12 protein-coding genes are annotated in these 11,971 nt (G+C 59.1%); all 12 read right to left on the reverse strand.

Features of this window, described 5'->3' with window-relative positions; all coding sequences use genetic code 11:
- Nucleotides 1–427 precede the first annotated feature (427 nt).
- The 12 genes from OU993_RS18480 to OU993_RS18535 all read right to left on the reverse strand — a co-directional run bounded on the left by OU993_RS18480 (nucleotide 428) and on the right by OU993_RS18535 (nucleotide 11,834).
- On the reverse strand, nucleotides 428–1,699 hold the full coding sequence (locus OU993_RS18480; RefSeq protein WP_268159975.1) for an MFS transporter: 1,272 nt from the start codon (nucleotides 1,697–1,699) through the stop codon (nucleotides 428–430).
- Nucleotides 1,700–1,769: 70 nt separating this feature from the next.
- Nucleotides 1,770–2,570: an FAD binding domain-containing protein gene (locus OU993_RS18485; RefSeq protein WP_268160118.1), complete on the reverse strand. Its 801-nt coding sequence runs from the start codon at nucleotides 2,568–2,570 to the stop codon at nucleotides 1,770–1,772.
- Between the two features lie 19 nt (nucleotides 2,571–2,589).
- Nucleotides 2,590–3,075, reverse strand: coding sequence for a (2Fe-2S)-binding protein (locus OU993_RS18490; RefSeq protein WP_268159977.1), 486 nt, complete (start codon nucleotides 3,073–3,075; stop codon nucleotides 2,590–2,592).
- 26 nt (nucleotides 3,076–3,101) lie between these two features.
- Entirely contained in the window at nucleotides 3,102–3,542 is a 441-nt protein-coding gene (locus OU993_RS18495; protein WP_268159979.1) for a CoxG family protein, read from the reverse strand.
- The gene (locus OU993_RS18500) at nucleotides 3,539–5,890 is read right to left on the reverse strand and encodes a xanthine dehydrogenase family protein molybdopterin-binding subunit (RefSeq protein WP_268159981.1); all 2,352 of its coding nucleotides are present in this window, start codon (nucleotides 5,888–5,890) and stop codon (nucleotides 3,539–3,541) included. The genes OU993_RS18495 and OU993_RS18500 overlap by 4 nt, the downstream gene beginning before the upstream one ends.
- A 46-nt stretch (nucleotides 5,891–5,936) precedes the next feature.
- Nucleotides 5,937–6,713, reverse strand: a complete 777-nt coding sequence (locus OU993_RS18505) for an alpha/beta fold hydrolase (protein ID WP_268159983.1) — start codon at nucleotides 6,711–6,713, stop codon at nucleotides 5,937–5,939.
- A 4-nt stretch (nucleotides 6,714–6,717) separates the two neighbouring features.
- Nucleotides 6,718–7,842 (reverse strand): FAD-dependent monooxygenase, encoded by a 1,125-nt coding sequence (locus tag OU993_RS18510; RefSeq protein ID WP_268159985.1) that lies wholly within the window; start codon nucleotides 7,840–7,842, stop codon nucleotides 6,718–6,720.
- Complete coding sequence (locus OU993_RS18515) at nucleotides 7,835–8,689, reverse strand: 2,3-dihydroxyphenylpropionate 1,2-dioxygenase (RefSeq protein ID WP_268159987.1); 855 nt, start codon at nucleotides 8,687–8,689, stop codon at nucleotides 7,835–7,837. The genes OU993_RS18510 and OU993_RS18515 overlap by 8 nt, the downstream gene beginning before the upstream one ends.
- Nucleotides 8,677–8,988 carry a subunit of meta cleavage enzyme gene (locus tag OU993_RS18520; RefSeq protein ID WP_268159989.1) on the reverse strand — a complete coding sequence of 104 codons (312 nt, stop codon included), beginning with the start codon at nucleotides 8,986–8,988 and terminating at the stop codon, nucleotides 8,677–8,679. Before OU993_RS18520 ends, OU993_RS18515 begins: the two co-directional genes overlap by 13 nt.
- A 16-nt stretch (nucleotides 8,989–9,004) precedes the next feature.
- Entirely contained in the window at nucleotides 9,005–10,138 is a 1,134-nt protein-coding gene (locus OU993_RS18525; protein WP_268159991.1) for an alpha/beta hydrolase family protein, read from the reverse strand.
- Nucleotides 10,139–10,169: 31 nt separating this feature from the next.
- Nucleotides 10,170–11,018, reverse strand: coding sequence for a 3-keto-5-aminohexanoate cleavage protein (locus tag OU993_RS18530; protein WP_268159993.1), 849 nt, complete (start codon nucleotides 11,016–11,018; stop codon nucleotides 10,170–10,172).
- 177 nt (nucleotides 11,019–11,195) lie between these two features.
- The gene (locus tag OU993_RS18535) at nucleotides 11,196–11,834 is read right to left on the reverse strand and encodes a TetR/AcrR family transcriptional regulator (protein ID WP_268159995.1); all 639 of its coding nucleotides are present in this window, start codon (nucleotides 11,832–11,834) and stop codon (nucleotides 11,196–11,198) included.
- Nucleotides 11,835–11,971 lie beyond the last annotated feature (137 nt).

The following is an 11,971-nucleotide window of genomic DNA, read 5'->3' on the forward strand; positions in this document are numbered from 1 at the left end:
TGGAGCGTGTTGCAAAATGTTTCGCGGGCCGCGATATCTGATGACCGCTTGGATTTTCATGTCTTGGTAAGCTATGGTGGTCCGAAGATGCGGGAAGCAGATCCTTCTGATTATTGGCGATTCAGCCGCGTTTGAAGCTAAAACCCTTCCCCAGCGAGAGCATCGCGTCGAAGCCGGAGCTTGTTCGACGCGATGTGATGAACGATTTCAGATCTGCGATTTGCCCCCTATTCTTCTTTACCCTGAATGGGCGCCCTCGATACTCTGCTGAACATGCGTGGTCACATAATGCGCGGGTCCTGATGCCAGGGCCATCTCGGTAGTGACGGCAATCAAGCTGCGCCATAGCAACGACTATTTAGGGCGTGAGCGTCCCGCCTCGACCATACCCAAAGGGCATCTTCATCGGGTATGGTCAAACCAAGCTCTATTCTGGAACTGAACGTTGGCCAGTCGACCTGTTTCGCAGCAGGATAAACAGGACACCGCTGGCCAGAAGTGCTGCCGCATAAATCACCAACCCGGGCCCATAACTCTGCAAATGCGCGCGGCTTAGTGGAAGAAGCGTTGCGCCAAGTGCAGCGCCGAATTGAAACACCGCAAAGATGGTGCCGTAGATTCGACCGAACGCCGCCAGACCGAAATTGCGCTTGATAATGTAGCTCAAAACATCGAACTCCGCCCCATAGACCAGGCCGATCAGGATGGCGGAGACAAAGACCAGACCGCCTGCTGGTCCGGAGGCATAGATGAGGCACGCGGCCGCACCGCCGATGCAGACGGCGCTCATCAGACGCTTTGCCGGCAGGTAATCCAGAAGAACGCCGGAGAGGAAGCGACCGAGCAAGACTGCGATACCAAAGACGGATTGCACGAAGGCGGCGTTTTGCGGTGTCAGGCCACCATCGATCAAAAGTGAGATCTGGTTGGTGACGAGCCCGGTATTGACGAAGCCAAGCAGGAAAAAAGCGAGCGCCAGAACGATGAATTCGCGTGTTTTGGCGAGCGCCCTGAAGTCAGCCGCATCCCCCGCCCCAGCCGCCTGTTGGCGACCCGAAGCTATGGCGGCCGGCGCTTCCTGGAGAAATAGGACATTGATGGGCAGCACCACGAGCGCCACGATGATACCGAGGCTGACATAGGCCAATTGCACCGAGCCGTTGAGGATAGCAAACGTGATCAGCGGTGGAAGCAGAGCCGCACCCAGGCCAATACCACCATTGGCGATGCCGATAGCCAAGCCGAGCCGCCGTTCAAACCAGGTGCTGACCACCCGCAGATAGGAGACCGGCCACAAACCGATGCCCAGCAGCGGCAAGACTGCATACATGATGTAGAAGCCGGTAACATTGCCGGAGAGAAAATACATGCCGCCCAAACCAAGCGCGAACGTAACGCTTGATGCCAGAACGATCGGCCGGGTGCCGAAGCGATCGATCAGGTAGCCCTGAATGGGTGAAATTACCATGATCATCAGAGACACGATGGTTGCGGCAAAGAGAATCGATGGTTTCGACCAGCCAAACGTGCGCGACAAAGGTTCGACGAACACACCGAACAAAAACAGCAGAATGGTGCTTGGGCCGAACACCAGTCCCACGGTGGCCGCTGTTGTGGCGCCGATGGCCTGACGGCTTGTGTCTTTCAACAGGGGAACCCCTCCACTCCCCGGCGCGGCTGCAATTGCATTGTTGGTCATATTGTCTCCCTCCCGATGACAAATGATGGACTGGCAAATGGGCCGGCCAGTCCCGCGGCCTTTTTCTCCATCAGCTTTTCAGGTGAACGACCGCCCTGTGCGCAAGAACCCGAATAAGGTTTTCGCGGTAGGCGCGCGAACCGAAGCGATCCTCGAATATGTCGAGATCATCAAAGCCAAGGCTGGCGAGCTCTTCCACCGGTGCACCGGCGTTCAGCAATCGCTCCATATCTTCGCAGCGAAACGCCCCCTGACCCGATGCCCCGGTAATCCCTGTCCGGTAAAAGCCGCCGGTGCGGGCGATGAATACGCCCGCCATGGCATAGCCGGATGCCGGATGAGGAAACTTTTCGTAACGCGCTGCGTCTGGCGCCCCAAAGCTGATAGCGGTCACCAGTTCATGCTCATCCAGCGCAGTTTCAAACATACCGCAGAGAAAATCAGCCACCGCGATGGAGCGGGTTTCGGTGTGAATGCTCGCATCGAGTGCCACCAGTGCCGCCGGGTAATCGGCTGCCGGGTCATTATTGGCGACCGAGCCGCCAATCGTGCCACGATTGCGCACATGCCGGTCGCCGATCTGGCGGGCGAGATCGCAGATAGCCGGGCAGATGGCCCGCAGGGCGGCATCTTCGGCAATCCGGGCATGTGTGACAGCGGCACCGATGCTCACCCGACGCCCCTCAATCGTAACATCGCACATGCCGGGAAGGCTCGTTACATCGAGAAGGTCAGATGGCAAGGTAAGACCGAGCTTCATCGACGGCAGAAGGGTCATGCCGCCGGAGATATATTTTGCATCATCGCAGCTTTGCAGAATGGCCCGCCGGTGTTCATGGGAAACAAGGCGGTGATAGGTGAACGGTCTCATTCTCTTTCTCCGCTTGTCATTATGCCACCTGCTCGGGCGCACTGAGACAGCCCGCAGCATCCAGAATGGCGGTGATGATGTTCTGGTAACCCGTGCAACGACACAGATTGCCTTTGAGCGCATGGGCCACCGTCTCACGCGTCAGCCGGCTGCCTTCGCGTTCGATCAGGTCAATGGCGGTAATCACCAGGCCAGCGGTGCAATAACCGCATTGCAGGGCATGATGTCGGTGAAAAGCATCTTGTACCGCATGAAGTGTCACGCCATTTGACACGCCCTCGATGGTCGTTACCGCTTTCCCATGCGCCTGCACGGCAAGCATGGTGCAGGACTTCACGGTGTCACCATCCACAGAAACCACGCAAGCGCCGCACTGCGTCGTGTCGCAGCCAACATGGGTGCCCGTCAGCCCGAGATCCTCCCGCAGAAAGGAAACCAGCAGCTGATGATCCTCAACAGCGCGGCGGACACTTTTGCCATTGATGGACAGTTCAATGTCAGACATGGATTTTCCTCCTCCCGGGGTCGCTCTCACGCTGCTGTGGCGATGTCGGAAATGCGATCGAAGAATTGCTGGGATAGCTTGCGGGATGTGGATTCGATCAACCGTCCACCGAGCTGCGCGAGCTTTCCGCCCACACTTGCATCAACCGCGTAATGTACCATGGTGCCATCGTCCTGCTCTTGCAAGCGAACATTGGCGCCGCCTTTGGCAAAGCCTGCTATTCCACCATTTCCTTCACCAGCGATACGGTAGCTTTCTGGTGCCTGCACATCGAGAAGCTGCACCCGGCCGCTGAACTTTGCCTTGACCGGACCAATGGAAACCGTAACCGTTGCCGTATATCCGTCATCGACGGCCTCAAGCGTCTGGCAGCCGGGAATGGCCTGGCGCAGAACCTCGGGATCGTTGATAAGCGCCCAGACTTGCGCACGCGGACGGGGTACGAAGAAACTTCCCTCAAGATTCATGATTGTCTTCCTTTCATTTCATCGCGCTGGCTGGCAGCCGAATGGATCGCATCCCAAAGACGGCCAGCGGTCACAGGCATCTGGAGATCGGTGACACCGAGGGGGCGCACGGCATCGAGAATGGCGTTGACGATAGCGGCAGGCGTTCCAATGGTTCCGGATTCGCCAATACCCTTGACACCCAACACGTTGGTGGCGCTTGGAATTTCGATGAGTTTGGATTGGATGAACGGCATATGCTCTGCGCGCGGCAGGCAGTAGTCCATCAGCGAGCCGGTGGTAAGCTGCCCACTCTCGTCATAAACCATCTCCTCGCACAGCGCCTGACCGATGCCCTGCGCACAGCCGCCATGGATTTGCCCCTCACAAATCATCGGGTTGAGCGCTCGCCCCACGTCATCGACACATATGAAGCGATCGATGTGGATCTCACCCGTTTCCGGCGTCACCTCGACTTCGCAGACCTGGCAGCCGTTTGGAAAATTCGGCTGCGCGCCGGGTTTGCCCGCCGAGGTTCCCTCCCCGTAAAGCCCCAGTGAAAAGCGCATGACGGGACCGGCTGGCAGGTAGAAGAACCGTGCAACCTCCTTGAGCGAAATGGTTTGGTTGGAGTTGCGCGTGCGAAACAGGCCATCGGCAAACTCGATGTCGCTTTCCTCCACTTTCAGGAGAACGGCGGCCATTTTTGACGCCTTCAGAATGAGATCGTCCGCCGCCTTGCGCAGTGCAGTGCCGCCCAGCATGGAGCTGCGGGCCGCAAAAGTGCCTCGGCCGATCAGCACCTTGTCGGTGTCGCCCTGAACATAGCGAATGTCCTTCATGTCAATGGAGAGCCATTCGGACACCAGCTGGCTGAACACGGTGGCATGACCCTGACCGTGCGAATGGGTTCCGGCAAGAATCGTCAGCGTGCCGGACGGATCAAAGCGGATCTCCATCCGCTCGTTCATAACGCCTGCCACCTCGATATAGGAGGTGATGGAACGGCCCCGCAGACGCCCCGCCCGTTCGCTTGCTACGCGGCGCGCGGCAAAGCCATCCCAATCGGCAAGCTCCGCGCACTCATTGGCAAGGCGCGGAAAATCACCACTGTCATAGGTCAGCCCTGCCCCATTGGCATAGGGCATCTGCTCCGGAGACACGTAATTGCGCGCCCGGATTTCACGCGGATCGAGCCGCAGCGTCGAGGCCGCCTCATCCATCAGCCGTTCGATGACAAACGCCGCCTCAGGCCGACCCGCTCCACGGTAGACGGAGAGCGGCGCGATATTGGTGAAGACGGCATTGGTTTCCAGATTGACGGCGGGAATCACGTAGGTGCCCGGCAGAAGCTGCATGGAAAAGAAAAGCGGCGGCGTAGCGGTGCCCCAGAAATAGGCGCCCAGATTGTGATAGGCGCGAACGCGAAGCCCCAGAATGCGGCCCGCAGCATCGAGCGCCATCTCGGCATGCGCCGTCTGGCCCCGTCCTTGCGTATCCGTCTGCATGGCTTCGCTGCGTGTCGCGATCCATTTGACCGGCCGGCCCACGCGCCGCGATGCCCAGAGAACCAGCCCATCTTCAGGGTGCATATGCGCCTTCAGACCGAAGCCGCCGCCGACATCGGGTGAGATAACCCGCAATGACGCTTCCGGAATGTTGAGGACGAGCGATGCAAGGATACGGCGAAAACCGTGCGGATCCTGCGAGCTGGTATGCAGCGTATAATGATCCTCGCCCGCATTGTAGTCACCGATACAGCCGCGTGGCTCCAGCGAAAACGGCGCAACACGGCCGCTGACGAAACGGCGTTGAACAACGACATGTGCCGCCTCGAAAGCCTTTGCCGTCTGCTCGGCATCGCCGAATTTCAGGGTCACGGATCGATTTCCGGTGGGGCAATCCTCCCACAGAACGGGCGCTTTGGGGTCTAGCGCCGCCTGCGCATCCACCACGGCGGGGCGCTCGGCATAATCCACCATCACCGCATCAGCCGCAGAGCGGGCCTGATCCGCCGTTTCGGCAATGACCATGGCCACCCGCTCGCCGACAAAGCGAACCCGGTCCATTACCAGCAAAGGCCGCATGGTTGCATAACCTGGCGGTCCGCCCCAAAGCTCAGGCATGAAGAATGGCGGCACGCTGCCCAGCCCATCTGCCGCAACGTCATGCCCGGTCAGAACAGCCAGCACGCCGGGCATTGCCTCGGCCTCACTCGTGTCGATGGACACAATATCGGCATGCGCGTGTGGAGACAGCACCATGGCGGCATGACATTGGCGTGGCAGCGCGATGTCATCGACATATCGCCCCTGCCCTGTCAGAAAGCGCCGGTCCTCTATCCGCAATGCAGGTTTTGCGATTGTCATTGTTTCCTCCCTCTGCTGCCCGTGTCCAAAGCCCTGCCTCGCGCACTCAAGCCTGCCGGATTGACTGCGCAAGGATCTCGTTCACGGCATCCGATCGCTCGAAAAGTGGAATGTGGGCGCCACCTGCAATCATGGTGAACCGGGAACCGGCAATGGCATCCGCCAGCGCCTTGCCCGCCGTGGGCGGCGTGGCTTCATCCAGTTCACCCACGGCGACCGAAACCGGCATTGTGAGGCGCGCGGCGTGCTGACGGCAATCGGCAATGGCAAGTGCATCGCAACCGGCAGCGTAACCTTCTGAAGACATGCGGGCGAGCATGGTGGCAAGCCCCTTGCCATGCGGTGTGTCAACCGCCGCCGGGGTGATCCATCGCGCCAGAACACCACCGGCGATAGAAGCCAGCCCATCGGCGCGGATCTTTGCCGCACGGTCGTTCCACATTTGCGGGGCAAGGCTGACGATGCTGGTATCGAACACGGTCAATGTGCGCACACGCTCCACAAGCGTGGCCGCCATGCATTGCGCAACCATTCCGCCAATGGAAATACCGGCCAGATGAAAGCTTTGCACGCCAAGCTCCGATAAAAGGCCGACTATATCCGCCGCTAGCACTTCGATAGTGACAGGCGTGCGGGAAAGATCGCTGAGGCCGTGGCCACGAAAATCCGGACAGATGACGTAATGCGTGCTGCTGAATGCGCGCACCTGCTCCTGCCACACCTCATGCGAGGTGCCGAGCGAATGCAGCAGAACCAGTGCCGGATCATGCGCGTTACCGTGGAGCGCGACATGAATATTGTGATCGTTGACGCTAACGAACATAAGCTCAAAACTCCTCATTCAGCGCGGCAAGCGCCTTTTCGACCACCGCCGTCTGGGCTTGCGGGGCGGCGCGTTCACGTTCCAGGCGGCTGATTTCCAGAGAGGAATCGACCACCAGTTTGCAGCGCGCGTAACGGCGCTGCATGAAGCTTTGAAGCGCAGTGGGAACATGTGACTGGCGGGCTATTTCCTCGCCCAGCACAAGGCCATCCTCAATGCCCATTCCGGCACCGGATGCCAGCTGCGGCGTCGTGGCATGGGCGGCATCGCCAATCAGCACCGTGTTCGACCGAACCCAGGTTTCACCGGCGAGAACCGTTTCCAGCGGCCGGCAGATGATGTTGGAACGCTCATGCAGACCCTCCGCCACCTCGCGCAGAATGCCGCCATAGCTCTGCAACAACTCACGAAGCACCAAATACTGATCCGCCTCGTTACGCCAGACCGGCTCTGGCTGGGCCTCAAGGTAGAACATGTACATCTGATCCGGCGCGACCGGATTGAGACCGACCTTCGCAGGCCCACCGAGAAAGAAGGTGCGCCGCACGATGGAGGGATGGCGCTCCATCATCAGGCGCCAGCACATTTGCCCCGCATAGCGCGGCAAAGGCGCCGTCTCGAACATTTGCTGACGGGTTCGCGAATAGATGCCATCGGCCCCCACCAGCAGATCGTAGGCAGCAGACGCACCGTTGCTCAACCGCACAGTGGCAAGATCGCCATGCCACTCGATTGCTTCCACCGTGACGCCAAGCATGACCGTGGGGTTCAGGGCCAGAAAGCGCTCGGACATGATGCGATGAAGCGTGGGCCGCAGGATACCGCCGGCCGTCGGAATATCGCCAAGGGCGTCGTTGCGCGTATCGATGCTGAACAGCGGCTTGCCATCGGCAGAGCAGATGTCGATGCCATCGGCGGTGTAGCCATGTTCAAGCACCGCATCGAGAATGCCGAGCCTGCCCATGGCGCGAAGCGTTGGGCCGGTAATCGTAATACCCGCCCCATAGACCCGCCATTGCGGGTCCTGGTCGCAGAGATCGACGGCAAGGCCTGCCTCGCAAAGTGCAATACCTGCCGACATGCCGGCAATACCGCCGCCGATGATGAGCGCCTTGCGTTTCTCAGCCATGGTTGCCCGTCGCGGCTGCGAGTTCGCTCTGGCCGAAATGACCGATACCAATGCCGGTGTACCAATCATTCACGGCGCGATAATAGGCACGCCGGAAGGGAAGGCCCCCAGCGGCCCCCAGCGCCGCCATCCACATGCGGATCTCTTCTGCACCATTGCCCGCTGTGTGGACCTGCTCGGTCGCATATTTGACCACGGCATCCGGATCGCCTGCTTCGAGAAGCTGGAGCAGGGTTTCATCAAATTCGCAGTTAACCATGCCCATGCGCGGCGTGGCAATATCGTGGCTGATACCGCCGGTCGCCAGAATGGCCACGCGCTCCACGCCATCATAGCGGCGGATCGCATCGCCAAGGAATTTTCCGAACTGGTAGCAACGTCGCATGGTTGGCATGGGCGGCTGCACGCAATTGAACAGGATCGGCACGATCGGCAGATCCGGGTCCAGCCCCGCAAGTTCGAGCGGGGTGAGCGAGCCGTGATCCAGCACCATTTCCATGGAGAAGGAAGGATCGAAATCCGCCTGCAGGGCCTCCTGCAGAAGATAGGCACCAAAGGCCTGATTTCCGGCAAACACCCGCCGCTTGGCCTTCAACCAATGCTCGATCGGGCTCTCATAGCTTTCACCCACGCCGATGCACAGAGCCGGGAAGTTATTCAGGAAGAAATTGTGCAGATGGTCATTGGAAAGAACAACCAGTGCATCCGGCTTGCCGGATTCGAAATCGCGGCCCATGGCCTCATAGGCTCCGAAGATTTCGGTGCGCAGATCCGCCGGAATACGATCCGGGAAATTCAGCATGACGGGCGTATGGCTTGCCGTGTAGATTCCGGTCAGTTCAGCCATTTGTCATCTCCTTCTTTCATCAGGCCGCGCAGAGCCGCGAGCGATACATCTTCGGGAATGCGCACACCGATGCAGTGGGCGCGCAGCAAATAGGGATTAACCCCTGCCTCATAGAGACCGGCCACATCATTGCCGCTGATCATGGCCGCCATTTCCGGGGTGAGCTTGAAGCGCGCCAGATAGGCATCCTTATCCGCATTGTAGGCAGCCAGATCATCGGGCTTGTGGTGGAGTTCGTAGAGAACCTTATCCAGCAGATAGGCCTCCGTGGTTGGCATCATCAGCCGCCAATTGCTCATGGCAGTCTCCCTCCCATCATTTCAGGTAATTGCCGACCCACGAAACAATCGTGGGAACCGTGTGCGGGCCAAAGCCCATATGGCCGCCTGGGAACAAGCGAACGGATTTCGGGCTGCCGTGCTCCAGCAGCAGGTGGATGTCGGCAATCGGGCACTGCTTGTCTTCCTTGCCATTCACCAGCAGAAGCGGAGCGCAAGGCTGCGAAAGAAGTCCCTGATCCAGCAGCGAAAGAACCCGGAAGCCTTCCACATATTCGGCATCATTCCTCGCCCCCAGCATGCGGCTGCGGGTTTCCACCAGTTCCATCAGGTAACTGTCAGGATAACGGGATGCTTCCACCCATTCCGGCTGGAACATGTAATGCACGCCGCCGCCCCAGTTGACCGCGCAACGCAGCTTTTGCGGCATGAGATGCGCAAGCTTGGTGGCCCAGTGCCCACCGAAAGACCGCCCGATCAGCGCAATACGGCTTCCATCGAGATCTGCCGCCTGCATGACCCAATCGATGACCGGCGCGAACTGGATCTCGCCATTGGGACGCGCCTTGATCGGCGACTGGCCGGTCCCGACATTATCCATGGCAATGGTGGCAATACCAGCCGCGACGAGCTGGTTGGAAAGCTCGGTCATCTCCTCCTTCCAGGCATCCACACCGCCCCACATGATGACGACAGGTGGCTTTTCGACACCGGCTGGCTTGCGCAGATAAAACCGGATCTCGTTGGAAAGTGCGTCTGGCGCATCGAAGGGTAGGCTGACCGGCTTGATTGGCGGATCGGCCAGCGCGCCAAATTTGGCGTAGGCTTCAAGCTCCAGACGGTAGCTTTCTTCCTTGCCCGGGTGGTTCGGGCAGGGAAAGCGACCAAGGAAGTAGAAGCCGTAAGCCTGATAATAGGCATCTCTTGCGGCAGCCGTATCGCCGGAGGAAAGCAAAGCGTCTGCCTTCGCCTTAAAGGCATTTCCGGTGGCGATCCATGCCTTTGCCCAGCGCGCCCCATCCAGCCCTTCCAGTGTATCAATGGTTTGCAGCGTGGCTTGCGGATCCGTCAGCCCCAGCGGATGGATGCGCTTGGCAAGACGATCGCGCATCCAAGCCTTTGCGTTTTCCAGTGATCGTGGTCCTGTCAATTCACCAGTCGGTGCCGACATCAGCATTCTCCATGATTGTGTTTGGTCGCAGTCACCAGATCGTCTCCAGCGCCGCACGCTGCATTTCAGCTGTTTCAAGATTGCGGCCCAACAGGCGCAAGCTTTCCCGCACAGGCGTAATCAGCGCCGCGTTGTTTGCCGCCACGGTACCATTGGGCAGAAGAAGGTTGTTTTCAAAGCCGAGGCGAACATTGCCACCCAAAAGCGCGGCGCTGACCGCACAGGCGGCCTCATCCTGTCCGAATGCGCACATGCTCCAATGGGCAAAGCTGTGTGATGCTTTGAGGAATTCCTGAAGATCGGCCGAGCTGGATTGCTGGTGCTTTGTGTAACGCCCCAGCACGAAGAGAACCGGAATATCCTGCGCTGGGATCAGCCCACGCCGCAGCATCTCTTCCAGCCGCTCAAGGTCTGCCCGGTCGTAGAGAATGATTTGCGGCAAGATACGCTCGCGCTTCATCCATTCCAGCAATTGCGCAAAATCGCGTTCATGCGTGGCATCCGGCACGATTTCGCGCAACGCAATGGAACAGGCTTCGGGGTGCAGCGTGCGCACCAGTGCCACCTGCTCGGCAGGCGTGAAAAGACCCAGCGCCTCCGTCGTCACCTGAATGATCAGACGATCCGACACTCTTGCGCGAATGGCGGCAATGGCGGCGCGGTAGCGCTCCACATCCAGACAATGACGCCCGGCATCATCGCGCACGTGGATGTGGATCATGCTTGCGCCAGCCTCAAGGCATTCCGCAGCGCATTCCGCAAGCTCCGCAGACGAAAGCGGCAAGGCCGGATGATCGGCTTTCAGCCGACGCCCACCATTGGGCGCAACCGCAATCGCGGCGCCACGGCCATTGCTGGCCGCCGCATACAACGTGTTCATTTATATCCTCCCGAGGGGACACGCTCCTTGTGTCCCGCCGCCGGAACATGGCGTTCCGGCATCACCTCAATCTCCGACCTCCATCAGAAAATTGAGCGTGATCAAAAATTGCATAACGCAATTCCGTTGTCAATTTGATCATGCTCATTTTTTGAGAATGACGGATTGACGGCGTAATTATCCGGGAAGCGCCAGTGCTGAGGGCTGGGGAGAAAGGCCTTTCAACACGATTTCAATCTGCCGCCGCAGCCGATCCGTACCCCCTTCGAGATCCAGCCGATCCTCAGACAGCCAGATGCGCAGATCGACCTGGTAGATGGCAAACACGGTCTGGGCGATCAACTCCGGCTCCTCCGTAGACGTGATGATGCCTGTTTCCAGCGCTTCACGAATGAGATCGATCAGCAGATGACGCAGGGCGTGACGTGTCCGGTTAAACCGTTCCGCCTGCTTGCCGGACTGGTAAAAATACATCTCACGCAATGCCGCCCGCGACAGCACCGGATTTTCCGCGAAATACTGGTAATGCCGTCGCAGGATGATCAACAGATTGCGCAACAGTGAATATTCTGGGCGGATCGTGGCGCGGGCCGCCGCCACACAGGCTTCAAGCCCGTCGTTGACGATCAGGAACAAAAGGTCGCGTTTTGTTTCTGCATAAACGAACACCGTTCCCATGCCGACACCGGCTTGCGCGGCGATCTCACGGGTTGTCGTATCGTCGAATCCCTTGGACAAAAACAGGTCGATAGCAGCTTTCTTGATACGGAGAAGCTTATCTTCTTTGTTTTTCTCACGCAGGCTCACACGTATCATGAACACTCCAAAACACTTCATCGCAGGCAGGAAACCTCGCCACCAGTATGCGTCCGGCAACACAATGATCAAGGGGCCCACAGGAGTAGCCGGAACTGACATTTGGCGCTTGGGGCGCTTTTGGGTGGCCGCCGCTG

This window comes from Rhizobium sp. SL86 (genome assembly GCF_026672545.1).
Classification (GTDB): Bacteria; Pseudomonadota; Alphaproteobacteria; order Rhizobiales; family Rhizobiaceae; genus Neorhizobium.

Bases quoted from the DNA above. Each gene is read 5' to 3' on its own strand.
- OU993_RS18480 (WP_268159975.1), bottom strand. From the start codon at position 1,699: ATGACCAACAATGCAATTGCAGCCGCGCCGGGGAGTGGAGGGGTTCCC.
- OU993_RS18500 (WP_268159981.1), bottom strand. From the start codon at position 5,890: ATGACAATCGCAAAACCTGCATTGCGGATAGAGGACCGGCGCTTTCTG.
- OU993_RS18495 (WP_268159979.1), bottom strand. From the start codon at position 3,542: ATGAATCTTGAGGGAAGTTTCTTCGTACCCCGTCCGCGTGCGCAAGTC.
- OU993_RS18530 (WP_268159993.1), bottom strand. From the start codon at position 11,018: ATGAACACGTTGTATGCGGCGGCCAGCAATGGCCGTGGCGCCGCGATT.
- OU993_RS18505 (WP_268159983.1), bottom strand. From the start codon at position 6,713: ATGTTCGTTAGCGTCAACGATCACAATATTCATGTCGCGCTCCACGGT.
- OU993_RS18485 (WP_268160118.1), bottom strand. From the start codon at position 2,570: ATGAGACCGTTCACCTATCACCGCCTTGTTTCCCATGAACACCGGCGG.
- OU993_RS18510 (WP_268159985.1), bottom strand. From the start codon at position 7,842: ATGGCTGAGAAACGCAAGGCGCTCATCATCGGCGGCGGTATTGCCGGC.
- OU993_RS18490 (WP_268159977.1), bottom strand. From the start codon at position 3,075: ATGTCTGACATTGAACTGTCCATCAATGGCAAAAGTGTCCGCCGCGCT.
- OU993_RS18515 (WP_268159987.1), bottom strand. From the start codon at position 8,689: ATGGCTGAACTGACCGGAATCTACACGGCAAGCCATACGCCCGTCATG.
- OU993_RS18525 (WP_268159991.1), bottom strand. From the start codon at position 10,138: ATGTCGGCACCGACTGGTGAATTGACAGGACCACGATCACTGGAAAAC.
- OU993_RS18535 (WP_268159995.1), bottom strand. From the start codon at position 11,834: ATGATACGTGTGAGCCTGCGTGAGAAAAACAAAGAAGATAAGCTTCTC.
- OU993_RS18520 (WP_268159989.1), bottom strand. From the start codon at position 8,988: ATGAGCAATTGGCGGCTGATGATGCCAACCACGGAGGCCTATCTGCTG.